A 24,481-nucleotide genomic window follows, 5' to 3' on the forward strand; every position below is an offset into this window, starting at 1 on the left:
TGTCCGCGCGCCCGCGCCCCCCCCCCGCCCCCACACCCGGGGGTTGTCTCCCGCCCCCCCCCCGGTGTGCGCCCCCCCCTCTACCGGTGGTGCCGGTGGGTTCGCCGCACTGGCTGGCGCTATCGGGCTTTCTTGGCGGCAAAACGGGCGCGCATGCCGGGGACGCTGACCAGGGCCACGATCAGCAGCGCCAGGACGATCTCGATCCACGCATACAGGGCTGTATCGCGGTGGCTCCAGGCGCTCATCACGCCGTGGCTGAACCAGAACAGCGCCAACACCCCCGCCCAGAACCGCGCCACCGCGCGCTGTGCCAGTACGCCCAGCAGCAACAGTACCGGTGGCGCCACGAATACCAGGGCCACCGCCAGCAGGTGGCGGTCGGCGCGGAACCACCACGCATACAGCCCGGCCAGCAGCGCCAGCGCCACGGCCAGGATCAGATCGCGGCTGCGGCCGCTCATTGCGCCAGACGCCGGGCGATATCGGCCACCCGCCGGCCCAGTGCCCGCGCCAGCACGGCCTCATCGTCCGTGGGCTGGGGATCATCCTGGCTGCCGGCCACATGGCTGGCGCCATACGGCGTGCCACCGCTGGTGGTGTGGCTCAGCGCCGGCTCGGTGAAGGGGATGCCGACGATCAGGCAGCCGTGGTGCAGCAGCGGCAGGTGCATCGACAACAGGGTCGATTCCTGGCCGCCGTGCATCGAGGCGGTGGAGGTGAAAACCGCTGCAGGTTTGCCAGCCAGGGTGCCATTCACCCATTCCGCGCCCAGACCATCAATGAAGTGTTTGACCGGCGCGGCCATATTGCCGAAGCGGGTAGGGCTACCCAGCACGATGCCGTCGCATTCGGCCAGATCGGCGATGTCCACGTAGGGGGCACCGTCCTCGGGTACAGGCGGGGCGCTGGTCTGGGTGACGGCGGCAACCGGCGGCACCGTGCGCAGGCGGGCGCTCATGCCCGGCACCTCGCCGATACCGCGGGCGATCTGCCGCGCCAGCCGGGCCACCGAGCCGCCACGGCTGTAGTAAAGCACCAGAATTTCCGCCATCGCAGCATTCACTCACTCTTACAGGAGCCGGCAGTATCAACGATGCGGCCCGCGCTTTGCATCGGGTACCCTTGCCGAATGGAACCTTTGGATTCACTCAACCTATGGATGGAGCGCCTGCGTGACCGGGCGCGCAACGTCAGCTTCGGGCGCTTCCTGTGGAAGCGCTTCCTCGATGATCGCCTGTTCCAGGCTGCTGGCTCGCTGGCCTACACCACGGTGTTTGCGCTGGTGCCGCTGGCCATCGTGGTGTTCGGGGTGCTGTCGGCCTTCCCCATGTTCGACCGTTGGAGCGAGGCGCTCAGCGACTACGTGTTCTCCAACTTCGTACCTTCGGCGGCGCGTGCAGCCGAGGGTTACCTGAAGCAGTTCTCGGCCAGCGCCGGGCAGCTGACCGCCGCCGGTTTCCTGGCCCTGGTGGTGTCGTTGCTGATCACCCTCAACAGCGTCGAGCAGACCTTCAACCGGATCTGGCGGGTAGCGTCGGCGCGGCCGCAGCTGACCCGCTTCCTGGTCTATTGGACGGTGCTGACCCTGGGCGCCTTGTTGGCCGCTGCTTCGCTGGCGATATCGGCCAAAGTGTTGTCGCTGCCCTTGTTCGGCACCACCGAGGGCCGTTGGCTGGCCGATCTTGGCCTGCGGCTGACGCCGGTGCTGATCGAATTCGTCTGTGTGGTGCTGATCTACCGGGTGGTGCCGCACCACACGGTGAAGTGGCGGCACGCCATTCCCGGCGCGCTGCTGGCGGTGTTGATGCTGGAGCTGGTGAAGTGGGGCATGGGGCTGTACCTGGGGAGTTTCCAGTCCTACCAGAAGCTGTATGGCACGGTGGCCTTCGTGCCGATCCTGTTGCTGTGGATCTACCTGAGCTGGGTATCCGTGCTGCTGGGCGCATCGCTGGCTTCGTCGATCGCGGCATTCCGCTATCAGCCGGTGGCATTGCGGCTACCGCAGGGCTGCGAGCTTTACGGCCTGCTGCGTTTGTTGGGCCGCTTCCGTGAGGCGCGGCAGCAAGGGCAGGGGCTGGATGAAGACCAGCTGTTGTTGCTGGAACCCATGCTCACCGATTCACTGTTGCAGCAGTTGCTGGAGCAGATGGAAGCGATTGGCGTGCTGCGCCGTGATGAGCGTGGTGAATGGTTGCTGGCGCGCGACCTGGACAGCATCAGCCTGCATGATTTGTACGAGAGCTCGCAGCTGCGTATCCCGGTCGCCGAGGAATACCTGCCGATGCGTGAGGACAGCCTCGGGCAAGCGGCCTGCGATGCCCTGGATCAACTACGTCTGCCGTTGCGCGAACTGCTCAAGCGCCGTGTGGATGACATCTATGTAGAGCGCGGAGAGAGTCGATGATCAAGAAGTTTGTTCCGGTCGCGCTGCTGGCGCTGACCTTGGTGGCGTGCAAGCCTGAGCAGGCCCCGGTCGCCGCACCGGCGCCAGCGCCCGAGGCACCACCGGCCGCGGCAGAAGCGACGCAGCCCGGTGTGGTGCAGCAGACCGTGGAAGTACCGCAGCTGCAGGTGCCGACCGTCGACGGCAAAACCTATGATCTGGCCAGTCACCGTGGGCAGTGGGTAGTGGTGAATTTCTGGGCCACCTGGTGCGCGCCCTGCCTGCAGGAAATGCCGGAGTTGTCGGCGCTGCACGCGATGCGTGGCAATGTGGAAGTGGTGGGTCTGGCCTATGAGGACATCGAGCTGGATGAGATGCAGGCGTTCTTGAAGGAGCACCCGGTGGCGTATCCGATCGCCATCATCGACACCTTCAGTCCGCCCAAGGATTTCGCCACACCGCGTGGCTTGCCGATGACTTACCTGATCGCGCCCGATGGCAAGGTTGCCAGGCAGTTCCTGGGGCCGGTGAATGCGCAGGAGATCGAGCAGGCGATTGTGGCGGCGGGTGGTAAGGCGGTTTGAGGATGGTTGGTTGAGGTGATGGTGGTTGTTTGGGGAGGCGTTTCGAGGCGGGAGCAGATAGCTCTAAAGCCAAGAGCATCCCTCCCCAACCCTCCCCTTCGCTGCGCGAAAGGGAGGGGGCTGTTCTCGGCATCTATTGGATGGCCGGGGCGCCGCTGCTACTCCCTCCCTTTCGCGTAGCGAAGGGGAGGGTTGGGGAGGGGTAGCTTTTCCGCTCTCCACGCATTGTCAGCTTCGCGGCTTACGCCGCTATTGCAACTCCTGCAAGAAGGCTGGGAATGCCCTTGCCGAGCATGGCTCGGCACTACAAGGAGGCTGGGAATGCCCCTGCCGAGCATGGCTCGGCACTACAAGCCCCTCTCCCGTTCACGGGAGAGGGGTTGGGGTGAGGGCAGCCTTTGGGGCATTGCCGGAAAGCTTCTGCCGAGCATGGCTCGGCACTACAAGGAGCTGGATGCACGCTATGGTTTGGCTGCTTCTTCATCCACTGCGAACGGCGTGATCGGCTTCACCACGCCGTACTTTTCCTTCTTGGGTTTGCCAGGTAACGGTGGCAGCTCCACTACGGGTTCGTCGATGTGGGTATCCGGCAGGCGGTCCAGCAGGTCGCGTATCAGGGTCAGGCGGCCGCGTTTCTGGTCGTTGAAGTCCACCAACGTCCACGATGCGTGCGCAGTATGCGTGGCTTCCAGCATGGCTTCGCGGGCCTGGGTGTAGGCGTTGTATTCCTGCCGCGATTTCAGATCGATCGGTGACAGCTTCCAGCCCTTGAGCGGATCGTCGCGGCGCTCGGCGAAGCGCTTTTCCTGCTGTTCCTGGTCCACGCACAGCCAGTACTTGAACAGCAGGATGCCATCGTCGACCAGCAGCTTCTCGAACGCCGGCGTCTGCTTGAGGAAGGCCTTGTACTGCGCATCGGTGCAGTAGCCCATCACTTTTTCCACGCCAGCGCGGTTGTACCAGCTGCGGTCCATCAGCACGATCTCGCCGGCGGCGGGCAGGTGTGCGATATGACGCTGGAAATACCACTGGCGGTCTTCGCGTTCGCTGGGCTTGGGCAGGGCGACCACCCGGCACTGGCGCGGATTGACGTGCTTGGCGATGTCCTGGATCACGCCGCCCTTGCCGGCAGTGTCGCGGCCCTCGAACAGCACCAGCACGCGTTGCCCGCAGTGTTGGGCCCAGCGCGCCATGTTGGCCAGTTCCAGCTGCATCGGTTCCAGCAACGCCTCGTACTGTTTGCGCTTGAGCTTGCCCATGGTCACTCCTTGTGGAATGCCGAGCCTAACCCAATCGCATGTCAGCCAATGTGCGCGCTGCGCCAACCTTGCCTGCTGGCCAATTGTTGCAGTAGCTGGGTCAGGTCGCTGGCAAAGCCGGCCATGTCGAACAGGCTGCTGCGTTCGCGGGCCTGGGCCAGTCGCAGCCGTACAACCTGCAGGGCGTTGGCATCATTGCCCAGCGCAATTGCGGTGGCGACAAAGGTCTGGTCATCGGCGACGTTCATGTCGTCCAGGCCCAGGTGATGGTTGAGGCTGCCTGCTACCCGCGCGGCAAAGGTGGTGCCTGGCGCGGTCAGTACCGGGCAGCCGGCCCATAGTGCGTCGGAGGCAGTGGTGTGGGCGTTGTACGGATGTGTATCCAGGAATAGATCGGCATGCTGGTAACGCGCGAGGTACTGCGGATGCGGCAGCTTGCGCATGAATACCAGTCGCGCCGGGTCCAGGCCGCGCAGGCGGGCAACGTCCTGCAGTCGCTGATCCGCCTTGCCCGGCCCGGACAACAACCACAGCACGCTGCCGGGCACGCCAAGCAGCACCTGCAACAGGCGCTCGACGCTGCGTGGGTTGAGCTTGTAGCTGTTGTTGAAGCAGCAGAACACCACGCCGGTTTCCGGCAGGCCGCAGTCGCTGCGCGAGGGCGGGGCCTGGATCTGGCGGGTATTGTCCGAGGGCTGGAAAGCGCGCGGCAGGCACAGCACCTTCTCGCTGAAGCCTGACTCCGCATCCCGCGGCAGCACGAAGGCATCGACCACGATGTAATCGATCCACGGCGCGCCGGACGTTCCGGGGTAGGCAAGCCAGTTCAGCTGCAGCGGGGCAGGGCGCATGGCCAGCACTTCAGGCGTGCCACCGCCGCCCCAGCCACGCAGATCGAACAACAGGTCGATGCCGGCGCTGCGGATGCGTTGTGCGATTGCGACGTGCGGCTGGCCGCTGACCTCATGCAACTGATCTGCAGCGGCACGCAGGCGCTGGCGAATGCCGCTGCCGTCGTCGCGGTTGAGTGCGAACAGGTGTACCTGCAGTTGCGGATGTGCGCGCAACTGCTCGAACAGCGCTACGGTCAGCAGGCCGGTCGGATGCGCGCCGAAGCCATTGGAAAGGAAGCCCACGCGTAGCGCGCCCTGTGTGCGTACCTGTGCTGCTGGCAGACGAGGAATGGCGGCGGCCAGCACACTGGCACGTTGCCGTGCGCAAGCAAGCTGTTCGGCGGCGCTGGCGTCTTCGCTGAGAAAGGCGAAGGGCTCGACGGCAGGATTGCCCTGCGCGACGGCGCGGCGCACCTGCTGTGAAAGCGCATCCAGGTCGCGCCAGTCGCAGAGCCGCCGCTGCCAGTTCAGGCGCTGTGCGGCCATATAGGCCTCGTCCGGTGCCAGGGCATGCGCGCGTCGATAGGCATCGGCGGCAGCTTCGGGTTGGTTGGCGTCCTCCAGTACATGACCCAGCCACAAGGCCATGCCGGGATGTTGCGGAGCAAGTTGGCAGGCGTGCTGCAGCAGTGCCGCGGCTTCGTCATGCTTGCCTTGCATCCAGCGGGCACGGCCGAGGCGGGCGAGGGCCTCGGGGTGTTGTGGACGCAGCTGCAGTGCTCTTGCGGCGGCGGCCTCACCTGCGGCCATGTCGCCTGCGCCAAGTTCGGCGTCGGCCAGCATCACCCAGGCAATGAAGTCACCGGGTTGGCGGGTGACGGCATGGCGGAGCTGGTCGCGTTCGTTGGTCATTGGTTGGCTTTGCTTTGTTGCTTTGCTCCCTCCCTTGCGCGACAGCGTAGGGGAGGGCTGGGGAGGAGTTGCTGTTGATTTTGCTCTGGGCTGGTGACCAAGGCCAATTCCAGAGGCAGCAGCCAAAGCCAAAGCTACCCCTCCCCAGCCCTCCCCTATGCTGCGCATAAGGGCGGGAGCGTATTAGGTCCCTTCAGCCAGGCGCGCCAGCTCATCCACCTGGTGCTCGTGCTGCAGGCGGGCGATCAGGTCGTCCAGGCCGCCTTCGATGATGTTGGGCAGGTCGTACAGGGTCAGGCCTTCGACGCGGTGGTCGGTGATGCGCCCCTGCGGGAAGCTGTAGGTGCGGATGCGCTGGCTGCGGTCGCCACTGCCTACCTGCAGGCGACGCGACTCGGCCTGCGCTGCGGCCTGCTTGCTGCGCTCGGCATCGAGCAACTGCGCCTTCAGGCGTTTCATCGCCTTGTCGCGGTTGGCGTGCTGGCTGCGCTCGGTCTGGCATTCCACCACCACGCCGGTGGGGACGTGGGTGATGCGGATCGCCGACTCGGTCTTGTTGACGTGCTGGCCGCCGGCACCGGAGGAACGGTAGGTGTCCACGCGCAGGTCAGCCGGGTTGATCACCACGTCTTCGACGTCGTCGGCTTCGGGGATGATCGCCACCGTCGCTGCCGAGGTGTGGATACGGCCCTGCGATTCGGTGGCTGGCACGCGCTGCACGCGGTGGGTGCCGGATTCGAACTTCAGCTTGGAATAGGCACCACGGCCAACCACGCGTGCCACGATTTCCTTGTAGCCGCCGTGCTCGCCGGGATTGTCGGATTCGATCTCGACTTTCCAGCCCTGGCGCTCTGCATAGCGGGCGTACATGCGGAACAGGTCGCCGGCGAAAATCGCCGCTTCGTCGCCGCCGGTGCCGGCGCGCACTTCCAGGAACAGATTGCCTTCGTCGCGCGGGTCACGTGGCACCAGCAGCAGCGCCAGTTCCTCGTCCAATGCCTGCAGGCGGGCCTGTGCGGCGCTGATTTCTTCCTCGGCCAGCTCACGCAGTTCGGGGTCGTTGCGCATGGCTTCGGCCGAGGCCAGATCATCGAGCGCGCGGGCTTCGTTGGCCAGCGCGGTGGCGATAGGTTCCAGTTGCGAGAACTCACGGGAAAAATTGCGGAAGCGCTCGTTGTCGGCGACCACATCGGGGTCGGAAAGCAGGCGTTCCAGTTCTTCTCGGCGCTCGGCCAGTGCCAGCAGCTTACGGCGCAGGGTCGGCGTCATCATTCCTCGCAACAGGGTGGTGATACCCGGGCGTCGCCGGGAACAGGCGCTCGGCGGCGCGGGTGAGGTCGGTATCGCCATCCTGCGCGGCTTGGCGCAGGGCGGCGGTGGGCGGATGCAGCAGGCGGTTGGTCAGGCCGTGCGCCAGCTGCTCCAGTACTTCGTCGGGCAGTTTGCCATGCGCCAGCTGCTGCCGGGCCTTGGCCAGCAATTCAGCGCGGGTTGCCTCGCCAAACGCGCGCAGCTGCCGGATCGGTGCCTGCAGGCGGGTGGCGCGCAGGTTGTCCAGATAACGGGTGACCTGCAGGTCGATGATGGATTCGGCCTCGGCGGCGGCTTCGCGGCGGCCACGGCGGTTTTCTTCCACCGCCCGCTCCAGGTCATCCACCGTGTACAGGTAGGCATCGGCCAGCTTGCCAACCTCGGCTTCGATGTCGCGCGGTACGGCCAGGTCGAACAGCAGCATCGGCTTGTGCCGGCGCAGGCGCAGCGCGCTGGCGACCTGGCGGTGCAGGATCACCGGTTCGCGCGCGGCGGTGGCCGAGAACACCACGTCGGCTTCGCCCAGGTGGCGTTCCAGTTCGGTCAGTGGCAGCGCCACGCCGCCATGACGGCTGGCCAGGTCCTGCGCATTGGCGACGGTACGGTTGGCGATCAGCAGTCGCTTCACCTTGGCGTCGCTCAGGTGCTTGGCGACCAGTTCCATGGTTTCGCCGGCGCCGACCAGCAGCACAGTGGATTCATCCATGCGCGCAAACGAGTCCTGCGCCAGCCGCACCGCGGTGGAAGCCACCGAGATTGGATTGGCGCCGACGCGGGTGTCGGTGCGGGCACGCTTGGCCACGGAGAAGGTCTGCTGGAACAACCGGTCCAATTGTTGCCCGATTGCGCCGCTGTCGTGGGCCAGCGCCCAGGCATCCTTGACCTGGCCAAGGATCTGCGGCTCGCCCAGCACCATTGAATCCAGGCCGGTGGCGACCCGGAACAGGTGGCGCACGGCTTCACCGTCGCTGTGCTGGTAGAGATAGCCCTGCAGGCTGCCGGCATGGTGTTCCAGCCAGTGGCTCAAGGCCCTGCTGTCCTCGGCAACGGCGTACAGCTCGGTGCGGTTGCAGGTGGACAGCAGCACCGCCTCGGCCAACTGCGGGGTCTGCCGCAATGAATCCATCGCGCGCGGCAAGGCGTCTCCGCCAAAGGCAGCCCGTTCGCGCAGTTCTACCGGCGCAGTCTGGTGATTCAGTCCGAGCACCCACAGGGTCATCTGTTCAGTTGCTTGCGATAAGCTGCTGGCTGTTGAAGGCCGCCATTTTACGGCCCGGTTGCGTCAGATGCCCGTATTCAATCGCATATGCACCGTTCTGTTGCTTTCCCTGCCGGTTTTTCCGGCGCTGGCGGCCCCGGTTGCGCAGGTTCAGGCGCCGTTGGCGGCTGAAGGCCTGCCGCTGACCCCGGTGCTGGCCGGCGAGTTCTCGCTGCAGGCTGGCAAGCTGCCCGATGCCGCCCGCTGGTACCTGCAGGCCGCCCAGGAGGCCAAGGGCGACGTAGGCCTGGCCGAGCGCGCCACCCGCATCGCCATGCTGGCCGATGACACCGACCGCGCCGAGCAGGCGCTGGCCCTGTGGGCACAACGCGACCCTGGTTCAGTAGCGGTGCGCGGCACCCGCGGTGCGCTGGCCATGCGCAATGGCGACACCAAGCTGGCCCGCAAAGAGCTGTTGGCGGTGCTGCGTTCACCTGAACCGCGCGCCTGGCGCTATGCGCTGCTGGCTTTGGCCACCGGTGGTCGTGACCCGGCGGTGCCGGCGCAGGTGCTGGGCATGCTGGTGGATGCCAATGCGATTCCCAATGATCTGGAGGCCTGGCAGGAATTCGGTCGGCTGGCCCTGCGCATGGAGCGGCCGGAGCTGTCACGGCGGATGGTGGGCGAGGTGGTCCGACGCTTCCCGGATGAGCCGCGGGTGGCGCTGTTGCATGCCTCCCAGCTCAACCAGGCCGGCAAGAAGGATGAAGCGTTGGCCCTGCTCAAGGGCATCGAGCCCAAGGCGGAGAAGGACGATGAGCTGCGCGGCGCGCTGGCCATCGCCTATGACACCCTGGGCGAAACCGCTGCCGCCGAGCATGTGCTGTCGGTCGGTGAGCAAAACCTGCAGAGCTGGGGCATGCGCGCCTCGTTGCTGGCCAAGCAGAAGGACGATGCCGGGTTGCTGGCGCTGTACCAGGACATCGCGGCCAAGGCCAGCAAGCCTGATCCGGACCAGCGCCTGTTACTGGGCAAGATCGCCGAATACCTGAAGCGCTACCAGGAGGCCGTGGACTGGTACCACGGCGTGCCCGGTGGTGAGCATCGCGGTGAAGCGCAGCTGCGTGCGGTCAACGCGTTGTACTTGATGGGCGACAAGGCGCGGGCTTCCAAGGACGTGCAGTCGGTGCAGGCCGATGCCTCGCTGGACGACGACGTGCGCCGCGACGCCTATCTGCTCGAATCCGAGCTGCAGCTGCGCGACGGTCAGACCCAGGCCGAATTGGATGTATTGGCTCGCGGCCTGGCTGCATTCCCAGACGACAGTGCCTTGCTCTACGCCCGCGCGCTGGCCTGGGAACGTAGCGACAACGTGCCGCGCGCGGAGGCCGATCTGCGCAAGGTGCTGGTTGCCGAGCCTGAGAACGTGGCTGCGTTGAATGCGCTGGGCTACACCCTGGCCGACCGCACCCAGCGCTATCAGGAAGCATTGGAGTTGATTGACCGCGCGCGCGTCGCCGAACCGGACAATGCGGCCATCGTCGACAGTTACGGCTGGGTGCTGTATCGGCTGGGCCGTAATGACGAGGCGCTGGTGCATCTGCGCCGTGCCTGGACCTTGAACAAAGATCCGGAAATCGCCGCGCATGTTGGCGAAGTGCTGTGGGTGCTGGGGCAGAAAGACGAGGCCAGGCGCTTCTTCGATGAGGCCCGCAAGCTGGATCCGGATAACCGCGCGCTGCAGCGTGCGATCGAAAAGTTGGGTGCATGAACGCAATGATGTGGCGGGCGCCGTTGGCGCTGCTGATGGTAGGTACGCTCGCGGCCTGTGGTTCGGTGCCCAAGCGTCAGGCGACACCGGTCGCGGCTGAGGTTTCGCAGGTGTCGGCGCAGGCGCAGGCGGCGGAGCAGCAACGGCAGGCCGCCTTGCAGGCGCAGCCGAACTGGTCATTCCAGGGCCGGGTGGCGATCAGCAAGGGGCGTAACGGCGGCAACGGCCGGATCGACTGGTTGCAGCAGGGGCCGGCCTATCAGGTCAGCCTGGCCGCGCCGGTCACCCGCCAGAGCTGGCAGCTCAGTGGTGGTGCGCCAGGGCAGGTGGTGCGCCTGGAAGGGCTGGAAGGCGGCCCGCGCACGGCCGATGACGCCGGTCAGCTGCTGTTGCAGGCCACTGGTTGGGAGATTCCGGTCGCCCAACTGGCCGAGTGGGTGCGTGGCTTGCCAAGTGCAGGCGCACGCCCGGAATACCTCGGTTTCGACGCCGAAGGCCGACCGCGGGTGCTGCGCCAGCAGGGCTGGCAGGTGGATTATCTGGATTGGTACCCGGCCGAGGCGGGGCGCCCGTCGTTGCCGCGCCGGATCGAGGCAGTCAATGGCGACGCCAAGGTTCGTCTGATTGTGGATGAATGGGGTACGGACGCAGCATGAGTACCGTTGACGATGCTGCGGGCTGGTCGTATTGGCCGGCCCCGGCCAAGCTGAATCTGTTCCTGCATATCACCGGCCGTCGCGCTGACGGTTACCACGCGCTGCAGACGGTGTTCCGCCTGCTGGATTGGGGCGACCGCATTGGCCTGCGCCTGCGTGAAGACGGCCAGGTGCGCCGCGATGGCCCGTCCGTGGCAGGCGTTGCCGAGGCCGATGATCTGGTGGTTCGTGCCGCCATCGCGCTGAAAAACGCCAGCAATTGCGACAAAGGTGTCGACATCCGGGTTGAAAAGCGGATCCCGGCCGGTGGCGGCTTTGGTGGCGGCTCCTCCGATGCGGCAACCGTGCTGGTGGCGCTGAATGCACTGTGGGGCACCGGCCTGGATGAGGATGCGCTGGCGGCGCTTGGCGTGCGACTGGGCGCCGATGTGCCGGTATTTGTGCGCGGGCGCAGCGCCTGGGCCGAAGGCGTGGGCGAATTGCTGACCCCGGTCGAATTGCCGGAAGCATGGTATTTGCTGGTGGATCCGGGGGTTCACGTGCCCACGGCTGAACTTTTCCGTTCGCAGCATTTGACGCGGGATGCCAAGCCCGTGAAAATAGCGGACTTCGCTTCCGGGACCGTCCTCGGAAATGCGTTCGAGCCGGTACTACGGCGCCAGGAGCCCGCCATCGAGGCGACGTTCCAGGCCTTGTCAGGTATTGGTCGGGCACGGCTCACGGGGTCGGGAAGCGGTTGTTTCGTCGAGTTCGCCACGCGCGCTGCTGCAAAGCAGGCCTTGGCGGAGTTGCCGCCGCAACTGCGAGCTTGGGTAGCTGCGGGTGTTGATCGCTCGCCACTGCTCGATGCGCTGGAAACGACGGGAATTGTTTGATGCAGGGGCGTCGCCAAGAGGCCCAAGGCACCAGGTTTTGATCCTGGCATTCGTAGGTTCGAATCCTACCGCCCCTGCCACACACTCCCAACGCTGCAAGCGCATTGGATGTGCGCGCAACAAACCCGCGCCATCACTGCAGTAATCACGTTTCTTTTGCTACTCGCCCCCGCCCGAGAGAGCTGTCATGCAAGATTCCCCGAACCTGCTGGTCTTTTCCGGCAATGCCAACAAACACCTTGCGCAGAGCATCTGCAAGGAACTCGGGGTAAGACCGGGCAAGGCGCTGGTTTCCAAGTTCTCCGACGGCGAAGTGCAGGTCGAGATCCAGGAAAACGTGCGTAAGCAGGATGTTTTCGTGGTTCAGTCCACCGGCGCTCCAAGCGCCGAGAACCTGATGGAACTGCTGGTGATCATCGACGCGCTCAAGCGCGCGAGCGCTGCTTCCGTCACTGCGGTGGTGCCGTACTTCGGTTACGCCCGCCAGGATCGCCGCATGCGCTCCTCGCGCGTGCCGATCACCGCCAAGGTTGCTGCAAAGATGTTCTCGGCCGTGCACACCGACCAGATTCTCACGGTCGACCTGCACGCCGATCAGATCCAGGGTTTCTTCGACATGCCGGTCGATAACGTCTATGCGTCGCCGCTGTTGCTGGCTGACATCTGGCGCGTCTACGGCACCGACAACCTGATCGTGGTCAGCCCGGACGTAGGCGGTGTGGTACGCGCCCGCGCCGTGGCCAAGCGCCTGGATGATGCCGACCTGGCCATCATCGACAAGCGTCGTCCGCGCGCCAACGTCGCCACCGTGATGAACATCATCGGTGACGTGGAAGGCAAGACCTGCGTGATGGTCGACGACATCGTCGACACCGCCGGCACCCTGTGTGCTGCTGCTGCTGCCCTCAAGGCGCGTGGTGCACTCAAGGTTGCCGCGTACTGCACCCACGCCGTGCTCTCGGGCCCGGCGGTGGACAATTTGAACAACTCCCAGCTCGACGAGCTGGTGGTGACCGACACGATTCCGCTTTCCGAAGTGGCCCGCGTCTGTCCCAAGATCCGCCAGATCAGCGTGGCCGAAATGCTGGCCGAGACGATGCGTCGCATCGCCTTCGGTGAGTCGGTCAGCTCGATGTACGTGGATTGATGCATCCGGTCCCCGGCTTGCCGGGGATCATCACGGGCTCTTCTGGTCGCGGAAGAGTCTTTACGCAACGCCGCGAGGCGATGCAACAACCTAGAGTAGTCAACAATGGCAAAGTCCCACGAAATCAAAGTCGCCCGTCGTGACGTGCAAGGTCAGGGTGCGAGCCGCCGCCTGCGTCACGAAGGCGTGGTCCCGGGCATCGTTTACGGTGGTGATAAGGAGCCGGTGAAGGTCCAGTTCAACCACAACGAAATCTGGCTGGCCCAGTTCAACGATTGGTTCTACTCGTCGATCATCGACCTGAACCTCGACGGCACCATCCACAAGGTGCTGCTGCGTGACATGCAGCGTCACCCGTACAAGCAGCTGGTCATGCACCTGGATTTCCAGCGCGTGAACGAAAATGAAGTGCTGCACGCTTCGGTGCCGCTGACCTTCATCAACGAAGACACCTCGCCGGCTGGCAAGGCTGCCGACGTGCTGGTCACCCACGAACTGAAGGAAGTGGCTATCGCCTGCTTGCCGAAGGACCTGCCGGAGTCGATCGAAGTCGACCTGGGCGAGCTGAAGGCTGGCGACGTGATCTACCTGTCGGGCCTGAAGCTGCCGGCTGGCGTGGAAATCCCGGCTCTGAAGCTGGGCAAGGGCCACGACGACGCAGTCGTCATCGCCAAGACCGCTGCTGCTGAAGAAGCTGCCGAGTAATCGGCTGGTTGGGGCCCCCCGCCCCGGGGGGGGGCCCCCCGGGGGAGAAAAATGAGAGGGGGTGGGGTTTTTGGTTGGGGGGGGGCCCCCCCCCCCCCCCCCCCCCCCCCCCCCCCCCACCCGCCCCGCCCCCCGCCCCCCCCGGGGCTGCGGGCGGCGCGGCCGCCCCCCCCCCCCCCCCCCCCCCCCAACGCTGCATCAGAAAGATGACTGGCTTGCGATTGATCGTTGGTCTGGGCAACCCCGGATCCGAACACGCCCGAACCCGGCATAACGCTGGGTTTCATTTCGTTGAGGCCCTGGCAGAGCGGCAGGGCGCGCGCTGGGCGCTGGAAAGCAAACTGTTTGGCGAAGTCGCCAAGGTCGAGATTGCCGGGCAACCGGTATGGCTGTTGAAGCCGGCGACCTACATGAACCTGTCTGGCAAATCGGTCACCGCCGCGCAGCGGTTCTGGAAGATCGAGCCGGAAGAAACCCTGCTTGCCCACGACGAACTGGACATGCCGCCCGGCGTGGCCCGGCTCAAGTTTGACGGCGGTCATGGCGGCCAGAATGGCCTGCGTGACACCATCCGCCTGCTCGGTCATGGCAAGTTCCACCGTCTGCGTCTTGGCATCGGCCATCCCGGTCACAAGGACCGCGTGGTGGGCTGGGTATTGGGCCGTCCGTCGCCGGACGACGCGGTGCTGATGGCACAGGCCATCGATGCGGCCATCGACGTGATGCCGTTGGCGGTAGCCGGCGATTACAGCGAAGCAATGAAGCGTCTGCACACCACCAAGTGAGCAGGAAATGGGGAATGCGGAATGGAATGGCAGCAAGCCCTTCCGGTTCCTCATTCCCGATTTTCCATTCACGGGAGTTCAAGCATGGGTATCAAATGCGGCATCGTCGGTCTGCCCAATGTCGGCAAGTCGACCCTGTTCAATGCGCTGACCAAGGCGGGTATCGCTGCGGCCAACTTCCCGTTCTGCACGATCGAGCCGAACACCGGCGTGGTGCCGGTGCCGGACCCGCGGCTTGATGCGCTGGCGGCGATCGTCAAGCCGGAGCGGGTGATCCCGACCACGATGGAGTTCGTCGACATCGCCGGCCTGGTTGCCGGTGCGTCCAAGGGTGAAGGCCTGGGCAACAAGTTCCTGGCCCACATCCGCGAGACCGACGCCATCGCCCACGTCGTGCGCTGCTTCGAAGACAGCAACGTCATCCACGTGTCCAACAAGGTCGACCCGATCGCCGATATCGAAACCATCGATACCGAGCTGGCGCTGGCCGACCTGGAATCCGTGTTGAAGGCATTGGATCGCGCTACCCGCGCGGCCAAGGCCAACGACAAGGAAGCGCTGGCGCGCAAGCCGGTGCTGGAGAAGCTGTCGGCGGCACTGGACCAGGGCAAGTCGGCGCGTTCGGCTGGCCTGGATGCCGATGAGAAGGCGCTGATCCGTGACATGTTCCTGATCACGCTGAAGCCGTTGATGTACATCGCCAACGTCGCTGAAGACGGTTTCGAGAACAATCCGCTGCTGGACGTGGTGCGTGCACGCGCCGCGGCCGAAGGTGCCGAAGTGGTGCCGGTGTGTGCGGCCATCGAAGAAGAAATGGCGCAGCTGGACGACGCCGACCGCGACGAGTTCCTCAAGGACCTGGGTCTGGAAGAGCCGGGCTTGAACCGCGTGATCCGTGCCGGCTACAAGCTGCTCGGCCTGCAGACCTACTTCACCGCAGGCGTGAAGGAAGTCCGCGCATGGCAGCTGCGCGCCGGTTCGACCGCACCGCAGGCGGCAGGCGTGATCCATACCGACTTCGAACGTGGCTTCATCCGCGCCGAGACCATCAGCTACGAGGACTTCATCAACCTCAAGGGTGAGCAGGGCGCCAAGGAAGCTGGCCGCCTGCGTCTGGAAGGCAAGGACTACATCGTCAAGGAAGGCGACGTGCTGCATTTCCGCTTCAACGTCTGATTCCAGCGACGTTGCTGCAGCCACAAGGCCCCGCATTGCGGGGCCTTGTTGTATCTGCGATTTGTAGCGTGGTGAATATTTCGCCATATTTTTGAAGGCCTTGCAGCGCAAGGCCTGCGCGCGGTTGTCCACAACCTTCTCCAGCCATTGCGCACAGCGCTTGTGGAGAACACCATAAGCCGGGTGGCTGCTTGTAGGAGCGGCATAAGCCGCGAAGCTGGCATGGCTGAAGCTCCGGGCATCTACGCAATCTGCCGATGCATCGGCTTCGCGGCTCACGCCGCTCCCACAAGACGGGCGTGGCAGCTGCGTTTGTAGGAGCGGCGTAAGCCGCGAAGCTTGCATGGTGAAGCTCAGGGCATCTGCGCAACCTGATGGTGCATGAGCTTCGCGGCTTACGCCGCTCCTGCAAAAAAGCCGCATGCCTTCGTTGTAGTGCATTGGCTAAAATTTCACCAGAATTCTGAAAGCATTGCAGCGCAAGGCCTGCACGCAGTTGTCCACAGTCTTCTCCATCCATTGCACACAGTGGCTGTGGAGAAAAATTGTCACGGTGTAGTCCAAGCAGTGCCGGCTGGTGGTGCCGCCGAGGCCCGCGCAAACAACAAGGCCCGCCAATGGCGGGCCTTGTTGCGAATCGGCACCCCGGGTCGGGTTTTACAGCGCGGCACCACCGAACTTGTGCGTGTACTGCAGGTTGATCTGTCGGCCAACACTGTCGAACCAGGAGATGTCGTAATACGGATACGACGAGTAGGTCGGATCCTTGGGCGGCATCTTGTTGAACAGGTTCACCACTGACAGGGTCAGGCGCGAATGCTCGTCAAAGCGATACTGGACCGATGCGTTGTAACGATACGTGGCACGGATGTACGGGCCCGGGTCGCCGTCTTCCCATACCTGGTCATACGACCAGCTGTTGGGCAGCTTGCCCAGGCGCTGGCCGTAAACCGTGGCAGCCCAGGCATCTTTCTCCCAGCTGATGCTGGCGCTGGTCTTGGTGCGCGGGATGTCGAAGCCGCTGTTGACCGCGAACTGATCCTTGATCTCATCGCCAGCGTACTGCTGGAAGTCGTGCTTCTTCACCCAGGTGTGTGCGCCGCTGAAGGTGAACTGGCCTATGCCGGTCTGCAGGCGATAGCGCACGCCGACGTCGACGCCCTCGGTTGATTCCTTGGCGACGTTGATTGGATTGACGTAGATGCCGTAGAGAGAGCCGTTGGAGTTGCGGGTAACACGGGAGACGGCATCCACGCAGGTGGGTGAACTCATGTCCTTGTCACCCAGCCGGCATGCCGCCTCGTCGCGGAGGATCTGGTCCACGCTCATGTCCTGGACCTGGTCGCGCATGTCGATGTTGAACCAGTCGGCAGAGATATCCAGGCCATTGATGGGTGACCAGACAAAACCGGCGGTCCACGACGTGCTGGTTTCCGGGTCGAGATTGCGATTGCCTTCGCGGGTGCGGATCAGCCCCTCGCTGTAGTCTTCCGGATCGTCGCCGTTATCCAGAGCATAGTTGTACCAGTCGACGCCGCTGGTCTCGTCATTGCCGATGCCGGAATATACGTAGTGCAGATCAGGGGCGCGGAAAGCGGTGCCGTAGGAGCCGCGGACGAGCAGCGAGTCGATCGGGCGCCACTCAAGGCCGGTGCTCCAGGTGGCCTTGCCGATGCTGTTGCCGGAATAACGGTACTGGTCATAGCGACCGGCCACGCTCCAGTTCAGGCTCTCGTGCAGTGGCATGCGCAACTCCGCGGCACCTGCCCAGCGATTGCGGCTGCCCTTGCCGTCCGAATCTTTCCAGCTGTAGTAGTAGTACTGGGTGGCCAGAGGATCGGGATTCAGCGAGTAGGACTGGCGGCCCAACTCGACCGTGCCGGCAAAACCAGCGTCACCACCGGGCAGGCTGAACAGGTCGCCCTTGCTGACCGTCAGCGACAGGGTGCCGGTCTCGGATTTGGGCTTGTACACCGAACGTGCGGCGATGGAGTCGTACTCGCTGCGGCTGAGCGGGCGATACAGACGCTCCGGATCGGCGTTGTAGATCGGGAAGCCATCGTCGTCTTCGCCCAGCTGCGGGCCGAGGAACAGCGCATTTGCCTTGGCGGCGACGATCTGTGGCCAGCTGATCTTGGCGCGGTACTGCGAGTAGCTCAGTGCTGCTTCGTAATCCCAGCTGTCTGCCCAGGTGCCCTTGAAACCGGTGGTCACGCCAAAGGTCTTCTGCGTGGTTTCAATCATGTTGCGGCTCAGTCCGCCCATTTCTTCCGGGGTGAACTGGCGCTGCCAGAATTCCACCTGATCAGTGGCCTGGTTGTAGAAATAGCCTTCTTCGTTGCCGTCGGCGGCCATGTGGCTCCACGAGGTGACGTCCCGGAACATCGAGACGTCGTGGTAACCCATCTGCACATCGGCAAACCATTCGCTACCGTTGTCAAAGGCATAGCTCATCGACGCATAGCCGTTTACACCGCGGCGCTTGCTGATGATGGTGCCGTAGCCGATGGCCTCGTCGCTGCCGCAGTAGTTGCCGTAATTGGGGCGATAGCCGTAGTAGGTGGTACCGCCGTTCTGGCCGGCCAGTGCGTCACAGGTTGCCTGGCCCGGATCGATGTAGTCGTCGTTCCAGTCGGTGCGCAGGAAGCCCCGGCGGGGTGCCCTTGCCGCGGCCGTCGGACCATCCTTGGTGGAGTCCTGGATGTCGCGTTCATAGGCCCATAGCGGCGTTTGCGATTGCATTTCCAGGCTGTAGATACCGCTGAAGCGCCCTTTCTCGAAACCGCTCACCAAGCTGATGTCGAACGACTCACCACCGCCTTCGCTGGTGATGCCCATGCGTGCATCGACGGTGGTGCCATCGGCATGCTTCTTGAGGATGAAGTTGACCACGCCGGAAATCGCGTCCGAGCCGTAAATGGCCGAAGCGCTGCCGGTCAGCACTTCGATGCGTTCGATCATGCCCAACGGAATATTGGAGATGTCGGTGAAGTTGCTGCGGCCCTTGAACGGCATCGGGAAGTCGGCGATGCGGCGACCGTTGACCAGGACCAGGGTGTGGTTGGGGCCGAGCCCGCGCAGGTCAACCTGCTGCGCGCCCGGCGAGAAGTCCGCGCCGCTCGACGACTGCTGGCTCTGCGTCTCGCCGCCGTTCTGGGTCATGGCGCGGAGTACGTCTGGCACGCTGGTGAAGCCAGCGGCCTTGATTTCTTCAGCGGTCACCACGGTGACCGGCGCCGGGCCTTCCACCTGGGCGCGCGGGATGCGCGAGCCGGTGACCTGCACGGTATCGAGTTGTTGCGGTTGGCCTTGGGTGGCGGTCTGCGCCAGGGCGGGGGCGGCCATCGACAGCAGGGCCAGTTGGATTGAACACACCATTGCGTGCTTACGCATGAATCAGCTCTCTGATGAAAAGTGTCCGAATTTGTCCTGTCGGCATGTCGGGAAATGCCGGCCAACCCTGTCTGTAATGTGAATGGGGTCACTGCATCTAACACCTTTTTTACACGCTTGACCACTGCCAGAAAGTCTGGCATTACAGCTGTAAGCGGTTACATGCATCGGTAGAGGGCGCTATGAAACGTAAGAGTTCCTGGCTGGGGCGAGTGGTCCTGGTTCTCGCGGCGATTGCTGCGGCTGGCGTGGTCCACGCCGAGGATTCGCGCGGCATCAGTGCTGCTGGCTACCGCTACTACGAAGTGGGCGACCTGGATGCGCCGCGCCCGGGCAAGACCGAGGCGGCCATGATGTTGATGGGCGGCGGCGATTGGGTTCCGGAAGCCTTTCACTGGTGGGTTGAGCGGGCAGGGCATGGCCGCGTGGTGATCCTGCGCGCCTCCGGCGACGACAACATGCAGAAGGAGCTTTACCACGACATCGGTGGCGTCACCGCGGTGCAGACGCTGGTGTTCGACAGCCGCAAGGCAGCCGACGACCCTGCCGTATTGCGGGTGGTGCGTGGCGCCGATGCCATTTTCATCGCTGGCGGCGACCAATCGCGCTATATCCGCTTCTGGAAGGGCACCCAGCTCAACACGCTGCTCAACGAGCATGTCCGCGCTGGCAAGCCGATCGGTGGCACCAGTGCCGGTCTGGCCATCCTTGGCGGCTATGCCTACGGCGCCTTGGACGGCGGCAGCGTCAACTCGCCGGCCGCCTTGAGCGATCCGATGGGCAGCGAGGTAACCATGGACAAGGATTTCCTGACCATGCCCTACCTGTCGAACGTGGTTACCGACACCCATTTCGCCAAGCGCGACCGCTTGGGCCGACTGATTGTCTTCGTCGCCCGTGCCGCGCAGGACAAGGGTCAGGACGATATCGTCGGCATCGGTGTGGATGAGGACACCGCGCTGTGCGTCGAGGCAGATGGGCGTGGCCGGGTGTACTCGCTGATTGATGGCTATGCGTGGCTGGTGATGCCGCGACGCACGGCCGACCGCCTGAGCAATGGCGAACCGCTGGAGTTCAGCTCGATTCCGGTGACCGGTGTGGGTGCAGGCAGTCGCCTGCACCTGGATGGCTTCAAGGTCGACAACGCGGCATTCACTGCGGTGGCCAGTGTCGTGGACGGTGAGTTGCAGCTCCATCCCAACTGAGCGCTCTAGATCAGCAAGAAAAAGGGGCTTCGGCCCCTTTTTAATGCGCGCGAGCAGCGTAGCAACCCGGCCGGGCCGGCCGCCGTTGCCTGGCGGGTGTCGGAAAAGCCGCAGCCGATGCTGCGGTGACTGTTCAGACTGGCTGGCACCTGCCTAGAATCGAGCTTCCATTCGGGAGCAAAGAAAGATGAAGCTGACTTCTGCGGTACTGCTGGGCCTGGCGTCGCTGTCCTCGGGGGCTGCAGCTGCAGCGGAGGTCTCTCCCTTGCTGGTCATCCACGGTGGCGCAGGTGTGGAGCGCAAGGACTTCAGTGCCGCCGAAGAGCGTGCGGCGCGCGCGGCGTTGACCGAAGCGCTGCGCCAAGGGCATCAGGCCCTGGCAGCCGGCAAGCCCGCCCTGGATGCGGTGACCGCCGCGATAACCGTGCTGGAGAACGATCCGACCTTCAATGCAGGCCGTGGCGCGGTGTTCACCCATGACGGCAAGAATGAGTTGGATGCCTCGTTGATGGATGGCGCCACGCTGCGCGCCGGTGCCGTCGCCGGCGTGCATACCGTCAAGAACCCGATCCTGTTGTCGCGTGCGGTGATGGAGCATTCGCCGCATGTGATGATGGTGGGGCAGGGCGCGGAGATGTTTGCCGCCGAACAGAAGATTGAACTGGTGGATCCGTCCTACTTCCGCACCGAGAAGCGCTGGGAGCAGCTGCAGCGTGCATTGAAGGAAGAAGCGGCAGGGCAGGCGCATGCTGATCTGGAAACCGCCAAGCATTTCGGCACCGTCGGTGCGGTCGCGCTGGACAACCAGGGCAAGCTCGCCGCGGGCACGTCCACGGGTGGCATGACCAACAAGCGCTATGGACGTGTTGGTGATTCGCCGATCATCGGTGCCGGTACCTATGCCAATGATCAGTGCGCGGTTTCAGGCACGGGCTGGGGTGAGTACTACATCCGTCTGTCGGTGGCGCATGAGATATGTGCACGCATGAAGTACTTGAAGGAAACACCGGTGCAGGCCGGCGATGAGGTCATCGTCAAGCGCATCCCTGAGCTCGGCGGTGATGGCGGTGGCATCGTTCTGTCTGCAGATGGCAAGGCTGCGATGCCGTTCAACACCGAAGGCATGTATCGCGGTTGGATTGGTGCCGATGGCGTGCCGCATGTGGCGATTTTTGCCGACGAAAAGATTAAGATGCCCGGCGAGTGATCGGCACCGCCGATGCCGAAAAAGAAATTTCACCGAATGTGAAGATTTCTGTTGACAGCATCGGCGCTGATCACCAAAATAGCGAGCTCACCCACCCCTGACCGGCAAGGCCGCGGTCCTCGACAAGGGAGTGGAATGGAGGGATACCCAAGCGGCCAACGGGGGCAGACTGTAAATCTGCTGGCTTACGCCTTCGGTGGTTCGAATCCACCTCCCTCCACCAGTTTTATGTTGTGACGTGTTTTCCCGGTGCGGGAGTAGTTCAACGGTAGAACCTTAGCCTTCCAAGCTAATGGTGCGGGTTCGATTCCCGTCTCCCGCTCCATTGAACGAAACGAAAAAACACGGCATAATAGACAACTCGCTCACGTAGCTCAGTCGGTAGAGCACCTCCTTGGTAAGGAGGAGGTCGAAGGTTCGATTCCTTTCGTGAGCACCATCTTGCCGATAGTGCACAACCAATTCGTTACCGAGAAGAAGCAGCCATGTCAAAGGGTAAGTTCGAGCGTACCAAGCCGCACGTCAACGTCGGCACCATCGGCCACGTCGATCATGGCAAGACCACGCTGACCGCCGCACTGACCAAGATCGGTGCTGAGCGCTTCGGTGGCGAGTTCAAGGATTACTCCTCGATCGACGCCGCGCCGGAAGAAAAGGCACGTGGCATCACGATCTCGACTGCACACGTTGAGTACGAATCCGCTTCGCGTCACTACGCCCACGTGGATTGCCCGGGCCATGCTGACTACGTCAAGAACATGATCACCGGTGCTGCCCAGATGGACGGCGCGATCCTGGTCTGCTCGGCTGCTGACGGCCCGATGCCGCAGACCCGCGAGCACATCCTGCTGTCGCGTCAGGTCGGCGTGCCGTACATCGTCGTGTTCCTGAACAAGGCCGACATGGTTGACGATGCCGAGCTGCTGGAACTGGTCGAAATGGAAGTCCGCGAGCTGCTGAGCAAGTACGACTTCCCGGGCGACGACACCCCGATCGTGCACGGTTCGGCTCGTATGGCGCTGGAAGGCGACCAGAGCGACATCGGCGTGCCGGCCATCCTGAAGCTGGTCGATGCACTGGACAGCTGGATCCCGACCCCGGAGCGTGACGTCGACAAGCCGTTCCTGATGCCGGTGGAAGACGTGTTCTCGATCTCGGGCCGCGGCACCGTGGTGACCGGTCGTATCGAGCGCGGCGTGATCAAGGTCGGCGAAGAAATCGAAATCGTCGGTATCCGTCCGGTCCAGAAGACCACCGTCACCGGTGTGGAAATGTTCCGCAAGCTGCTCGACCAGGGTCAGGCAGGCGACAACGCCGGTCTGCTGCTGCGCGGCACCAAGCGTGACGACGTTGAGCGTGGCCAGGTTCTGGCCAAGCCGGGCTCGATCAAGCCGCACACCCAGTTCGAAGCTGAGGTGTACGTGCTGTCGAAGGACGAGGGTGGCCGTCATACCCCGTTCTTCAAGGGCTACCGTCCGCAGTTCTACTTCCGTACCACCGACATCACCGGCGCTTGCGAACTGCCGGAAGGCGTCGAGATGGTGATGCCGGGTGACAACGTCAAGATGTCGGTCACCCTGATCAACCCGGTGGCAATGGACGAAGGCCTGCGCTTCGCAATTCGCGAAGGTGGTCGTACCGTCGGCGCCGGCGTGGTTGCAAAGATCATCGCTTAATAAGCCTGTAGCGCCAGCAGTAACTGCTGTTGGTTGCGCGGATGGCGGGCCGGGTAACTCGGTCCGCCTTCGCCGTCTAAGGTGATGTGTAATAGTCAAGTCATACGCCAGTAGCTCAATTGGCAGAGCAGCGGTCTCCAAAACCGCAGGTTGGGGGTTCGAGTCCCTCCTGGCGTGCCACTTGCAATTCTCTATCCAGTGACCTTGGTCGCACCAGCTACAAGAGTCGGATGAACAGCAAGATCGAACATTCCAAGTCCGCCGCCTCCGGTGGCGATATCGTCAAGTACGTCGGCGCTGCGCTGTTGGTGCTGGCGGGTCTGTTTGTCTGGTTCTGGTTCGCCGATCAGCCGCGTCAAGCCCAGTTGGGCGCGTGGGCAGGTCAGTGGCGTGCGCTGGCAGTGGTTTTGGGTCTGGTCGCCGGTGGTGCAGTGTTCATGCTGACCACGAAGGGCCGCCAGACAATCGAATTCCTTTCTGAATCCCGTTTCGAGCTGCGCAAGGTCGTGTGGCCGACCCGCCAGGAAGCTATCCGCATGACGTGGGTGGTGGTAGTGGTGGTCATCGTGCTGAGCCTTCTGCTGGGTGGTTTCGATTTCGTGATCCAGAAGCTGACCCAGTGGTTCTTGGGTCGTTAAGGAGATATCTGTGAAGCGTTGGTACGTCGTTCACGCCTATTCAGGTTTTGAGAAGTCGGTTGCGCAGGCGCTGCGTGATCGCATCGCGCGTGACGAGATGCAGGAGCTTTTCGGTGATGTGCTGGTCCCCACGGAAGAAGTGGTGGAAATGCGCGCAGGCCAGAAGCGCCGCTCCGAACGCAAGTTCTTCCCGGGCTACGTGCTGGTACAGATCGAGACCCACGAAGAAGCCGGTATCCCGCGCATTGATAATGAAAGCTGGCACTTGGTCAAGGAAACCCCGAAGGTTATGGGTTTCATTGGCGGTACCGCTGATCGTCCGCTGCCGATCCAGGACAGTGAAGCTGCTGCCATCCTGAATCGCGTTCAGGAAGGTGTCGAGAAGCCGCGTCCGAAGGTGCTGTTCGAGCCGGGCCAGATGGTCCGTGTCACCGAAGGCCCGTTCAACGATTTCAACGGCGTCGTCGAAGAAGTGAATTACGAAAAGAGCCGTCTGCGCGTCTCGGTGCTGATCTTTGGTCGCGCCACGCCGGTTGAGCTTGAATTCGGCCAGGTGGAAAAAGCCATCTGACCCCGCACGCCGCCTGTTCAGGTGGCGTCGCAAAAAACTGCTACAATTTTCGGCTCCCCAATGTGGGAGCAAATCAAAGGCTGCCGCAAGGTGGCCTTTGGTGCGATTCAACCATTTCATAACGCGATGCCGGGACGCGTGATTCCCGGTCCGATGGGGAGCCTGTTGTCGCAAGGCGCTAGCACCCGGAGAG

The 24,481-nt window shown here is 63.7% G+C and carries 21 protein-coding genes and 5 tRNA genes; 19 read left to right on the forward strand and 7 right to left on the reverse strand.

Annotation, left to right across the window (positions count from 1 at the left end):
• Positions 1 to 119: 119 nt before the first annotated feature.
• Complete coding sequence (locus ACVOLV_RS07035; RefSeq protein ID WP_481553773.1) at positions 120 to 464, reverse strand: DUF2069 domain-containing protein; 345 nt, start codon at positions 462 to 464, stop codon at positions 120 to 122.
• On the reverse strand, positions 461 to 1,054 hold the full coding sequence (wrbA, locus tag ACVOLV_RS07040; RefSeq protein ID WP_481536289.1) for an NAD(P)H:quinone oxidoreductase: 594 nt from the start codon (positions 1,052 to 1,054) through the stop codon (positions 461 to 463). Before wrbA ends, ACVOLV_RS07035 begins: the two co-directional genes overlap by 4 nt.
• A gap of 78 nt (positions 1,055 to 1,132) precedes the next feature.
• Between wrbA and ACVOLV_RS07045 the strand changes: the two genes are divergently transcribed.
• Together ACVOLV_RS07045 and ACVOLV_RS07050 are read left to right on the forward strand one after the other, a co-directional pair.
• Positions 1,133 to 2,407, forward strand: coding sequence for a YihY family inner membrane protein (locus ACVOLV_RS07045; RefSeq protein WP_481553774.1), 1,275 nt, complete (start codon positions 1,133 to 1,135; stop codon positions 2,405 to 2,407).
• The gene (locus tag ACVOLV_RS07050; RefSeq protein WP_481553775.1) at positions 2,404 to 2,970 is read left to right on the forward strand and encodes a TlpA family protein disulfide reductase; all 567 of its coding nucleotides are present in this window, start codon (positions 2,404 to 2,406) and stop codon (positions 2,968 to 2,970) included. The genes ACVOLV_RS07045 and ACVOLV_RS07050 overlap by 4 nt, the downstream gene beginning before the upstream one ends.
• A 461-nt stretch (positions 2,971 to 3,431) precedes the next feature.
• Here the strand turns inward: ACVOLV_RS07050 and ppk2 are convergent, their stop codons facing one another.
• From ppk2 to hemA, 4 genes are all read right to left on the reverse strand, one after another.
• Positions 3,432 to 4,229 (reverse strand): polyphosphate kinase 2, encoded by a 798-nt coding sequence (gene ppk2 / locus ACVOLV_RS07055; RefSeq protein ID WP_481553776.1) that lies wholly within the window; start codon positions 4,227 to 4,229, stop codon positions 3,432 to 3,434.
• A gap of 41 nt (positions 4,230 to 4,270) precedes the next feature.
• Positions 4,271 to 5,974, reverse strand: a complete 1,704-nt coding sequence (locus ACVOLV_RS07060) for an O-linked N-acetylglucosamine transferase, SPINDLY family protein (protein WP_481553777.1) — start codon at positions 5,972 to 5,974, stop codon at positions 4,271 to 4,273.
• 183 nt (positions 5,975 to 6,157) lie between these two features.
• Entirely contained in the window at positions 6,158 to 7,243 is a 1,086-nt protein-coding gene (gene prfA / locus ACVOLV_RS07065) for a peptide chain release factor 1 (RefSeq protein WP_481553778.1), read from the reverse strand.
• Positions 7,221 to 8,504, reverse strand: a complete 1,284-nt coding sequence (gene hemA / locus ACVOLV_RS07070; RefSeq protein WP_481553779.1) for a glutamyl-tRNA reductase — start codon at positions 8,502 to 8,504, stop codon at positions 7,221 to 7,223. Before hemA ends, prfA begins: the two co-directional genes overlap by 23 nt.
• Before the next feature lie 67 nt (positions 8,505 to 8,571).
• Here hemA and ACVOLV_RS07075 point away from each other — a divergent pair, with 67 nt between their 5' ends.
• The 8 genes from ACVOLV_RS07075 (at position 8,572) to ychF (ending at position 15,598) form a co-directional block, all read left to right on the forward strand.
• Positions 8,572 to 10,254 carry a tetratricopeptide repeat protein gene (locus ACVOLV_RS07075; RefSeq protein ID WP_481553780.1) on the forward strand — a complete coding sequence of 561 codons (1,683 nt, stop codon included), beginning with the start codon at positions 8,572 to 8,574 and terminating at the stop codon, positions 10,252 to 10,254.
• Positions 10,251 to 10,910: a lipoprotein insertase outer membrane protein LolB gene (gene lolB, locus ACVOLV_RS07080; RefSeq protein WP_481553781.1), complete on the forward strand. Its 660-nt coding sequence runs from the start codon at positions 10,251 to 10,253 to the stop codon at positions 10,908 to 10,910. Before ACVOLV_RS07075 ends, lolB begins: the two co-directional genes overlap by 4 nt.
• Positions 10,907 to 11,785, forward strand: a complete 879-nt coding sequence (ispE, locus tag ACVOLV_RS07085) for a 4-(cytidine 5'-diphospho)-2-C-methyl-D-erythritol kinase (protein ID WP_481553782.1) — start codon at positions 10,907 to 10,909, stop codon at positions 11,783 to 11,785. The genes lolB and ispE overlap by 4 nt, the downstream gene beginning before the upstream one ends.
• Positions 11,786 to 11,788: 3 nt before the next feature.
• A tRNA-Gln gene (locus tag ACVOLV_RS07090) sits at positions 11,789 to 11,865 on the forward strand.
• A gap of 107 nt (positions 11,866 to 11,972) precedes the next feature.
• Entirely contained in the window at positions 11,973 to 12,932 is a 960-nt protein-coding gene (locus ACVOLV_RS07095) for a ribose-phosphate diphosphokinase (RefSeq protein WP_346498821.1), read from the forward strand.
• Positions 12,933 to 13,037: 105 nt separating this feature from the next.
• The gene (locus ACVOLV_RS07100; protein WP_481553783.1) at positions 13,038 to 13,637 is read left to right on the forward strand and encodes a 50S ribosomal protein L25/general stress protein Ctc; all 600 of its coding nucleotides are present in this window, start codon (positions 13,038 to 13,040) and stop codon (positions 13,635 to 13,637) included.
• Between the two features lie 206 nt (positions 13,638 to 13,843).
• Positions 13,844 to 14,422 carry an aminoacyl-tRNA hydrolase gene (gene pth / locus ACVOLV_RS07105; RefSeq protein WP_481509894.1) on the forward strand — a complete coding sequence of 193 codons (579 nt, stop codon included), beginning with the start codon at positions 13,844 to 13,846 and terminating at the stop codon, positions 14,420 to 14,422.
• An 84-nt stretch (positions 14,423 to 14,506) separates the two neighbouring features.
• A complete protein-coding gene (gene ychF, locus ACVOLV_RS07110; RefSeq protein ID WP_481553784.1) occupies positions 14,507 to 15,598 on the forward strand; it encodes a redox-regulated ATPase YchF in 1,092 nt (363 codons plus the stop codon).
• 657 nt (positions 15,599 to 16,255) lie between these two features.
• Here the strand turns inward: ychF and ACVOLV_RS07115 are convergent.
• Entirely contained in the window at positions 16,256 to 18,991 is a 2,736-nt protein-coding gene (locus ACVOLV_RS07115) for a TonB-dependent receptor plug domain-containing protein (protein ID WP_481553785.1), read from the reverse strand.
• A 182-nt stretch (positions 18,992 to 19,173) separates the two neighbouring features.
• Between ACVOLV_RS07115 and ACVOLV_RS07120 the strand changes: the two genes are divergently transcribed.
• The 9 genes from ACVOLV_RS07120 to nusG all read left to right on the forward strand — a co-directional run bounded on the left by ACVOLV_RS07120 (position 19,174) and on the right by nusG (position 24,288).
• The gene (locus ACVOLV_RS07120; RefSeq protein ID WP_481553786.1) at positions 19,174 to 20,196 is read left to right on the forward strand and encodes a cyanophycinase; all 1,023 of its coding nucleotides are present in this window, start codon (positions 19,174 to 19,176) and stop codon (positions 20,194 to 20,196) included.
• Positions 20,197 to 20,383: 187 nt separating this feature from the next.
• On the forward strand, positions 20,384 to 21,403 hold the full coding sequence (locus tag ACVOLV_RS07125; RefSeq protein ID WP_481553787.1) for an isoaspartyl peptidase/L-asparaginase family protein: 1,020 nt from the start codon (positions 20,384 to 20,386) through the stop codon (positions 21,401 to 21,403).
• 137 nt (positions 21,404 to 21,540) lie between these two features.
• Positions 21,541 to 21,626: transfer RNA gene (locus ACVOLV_RS07130), tRNA-Tyr, on the forward strand.
• Between the two features lie 28 nt (positions 21,627 to 21,654).
• Positions 21,655 to 21,728, forward strand: a tRNA-Gly gene (locus ACVOLV_RS07135).
• Positions 21,729 to 21,766: 38 nt separating this feature from the next.
• Positions 21,767 to 21,842, forward strand: a tRNA-Thr gene (locus ACVOLV_RS07140).
• 46 nt (positions 21,843 to 21,888) lie between these two features.
• Positions 21,889 to 23,079, forward strand: a complete 1,191-nt coding sequence (tuf, locus tag ACVOLV_RS07145; protein WP_481553788.1) for an elongation factor Tu — start codon at positions 21,889 to 21,891, stop codon at positions 23,077 to 23,079.
• Between the two features lie 104 nt (positions 23,080 to 23,183).
• A tRNA-Trp gene (locus ACVOLV_RS07150) sits at positions 23,184 to 23,259 on the forward strand.
• Positions 23,260 to 23,309: 50 nt separating this feature from the next.
• Entirely contained in the window at positions 23,310 to 23,717 is a 408-nt protein-coding gene (gene secE, locus ACVOLV_RS07155; protein ID WP_481553789.1) for a preprotein translocase subunit SecE, read from the forward strand.
• Between the two features lie 10 nt (positions 23,718 to 23,727).
• A complete protein-coding gene (nusG, locus tag ACVOLV_RS07160) occupies positions 23,728 to 24,288 on the forward strand; it encodes a transcription termination/antitermination protein NusG (RefSeq protein ID WP_057630031.1) in 561 nt (186 codons plus the stop codon).
• Positions 24,289 to 24,481: the final 193 nt, after the last annotated feature.

Source organism: Stenotrophomonas sp. STEN023 (assembly GCF_056760135.1).

Bases quoted from the DNA above. Each gene is read 5' to 3' on its own strand.
- ispE (WP_481553782.1), top strand. From the start codon at position 10,907: ATGAGTACCGTTGACGATGCTGCGGGCTGGTCGTATTGGCCGGCCCCG.
- ACVOLV_RS07045 (WP_481553774.1), top strand. From the start codon at position 1,133: ATGGAACCTTTGGATTCACTCAACCTATGGATGGAGCGCCTGCGTGAC.
- secE (WP_481553789.1), top strand. From the start codon at position 23,310: ATGAACAGCAAGATCGAACATTCCAAGTCCGCCGCCTCCGGTGGCGAT.
- ACVOLV_RS07075 (WP_481553780.1), top strand. From the start codon at position 8,572: ATGCCCGTATTCAATCGCATATGCACCGTTCTGTTGCTTTCCCTGCCG.
- ACVOLV_RS07100 (WP_481553783.1), top strand. From the start codon at position 13,038: ATGGCAAAGTCCCACGAAATCAAAGTCGCCCGTCGTGACGTGCAAGGT.
- ychF (WP_481553784.1), top strand. From the start codon at position 14,507: ATGGGTATCAAATGCGGCATCGTCGGTCTGCCCAATGTCGGCAAGTCG.
- hemA (WP_481553779.1), bottom strand. From the start codon at position 8,504: ATGACCCTGTGGGTGCTCGGACTGAATCACCAGACTGCGCCGGTAGAA.
- ACVOLV_RS07120 (WP_481553786.1), top strand. From the start codon at position 19,174: ATGAAACGTAAGAGTTCCTGGCTGGGGCGAGTGGTCCTGGTTCTCGCG.
- ACVOLV_RS07125 (WP_481553787.1), top strand. From the start codon at position 20,384: ATGAAGCTGACTTCTGCGGTACTGCTGGGCCTGGCGTCGCTGTCCTCG.
- ACVOLV_RS07050 (WP_481553775.1), top strand. From the start codon at position 2,404: ATGATCAAGAAGTTTGTTCCGGTCGCGCTGCTGGCGCTGACCTTGGTG.
- ACVOLV_RS07095 (WP_346498821.1), top strand. From the start codon at position 11,973: ATGCAAGATTCCCCGAACCTGCTGGTCTTTTCCGGCAATGCCAACAAA.
- ACVOLV_RS07115 (WP_481553785.1), bottom strand. From the start codon at position 18,991: ATGCGTAAGCACGCAATGGTGTGTTCAATCCAACTGGCCCTGCTGTCG.
- ppk2 (WP_481553776.1), bottom strand. From the start codon at position 4,229: ATGGGCAAGCTCAAGCGCAAACAGTACGAGGCGTTGCTGGAACCGATG.
- tuf (WP_481553788.1), top strand. From the start codon at position 21,889: ATGTCAAAGGGTAAGTTCGAGCGTACCAAGCCGCACGTCAACGTCGGC.
- ACVOLV_RS07035 (WP_481553773.1), bottom strand. From the start codon at position 464: ATGAGCGGCCGCAGCCGCGATCTGATCCTGGCCGTGGCGCTGGCGCTG.
- prfA (WP_481553778.1), bottom strand. From the start codon at position 7,243: ATGACGCCGACCCTGCGCCGTAAGCTGCTGGCACTGGCCGAGCGCCGA.
- pth (WP_481509894.1), top strand. From the start codon at position 13,844: ATGACTGGCTTGCGATTGATCGTTGGTCTGGGCAACCCCGGATCCGAA.
- lolB (WP_481553781.1), top strand. From the start codon at position 10,251: ATGAACGCAATGATGTGGCGGGCGCCGTTGGCGCTGCTGATGGTAGGT.
- ACVOLV_RS07060 (WP_481553777.1), bottom strand. From the start codon at position 5,974: ATGACCAACGAACGCGACCAGCTCCGCCATGCCGTCACCCGCCAACCC.
- wrbA (WP_481536289.1), bottom strand. From the start codon at position 1,054: ATGGCGGAAATTCTGGTGCTTTACTACAGCCGTGGCGGCTCGGTGGCC.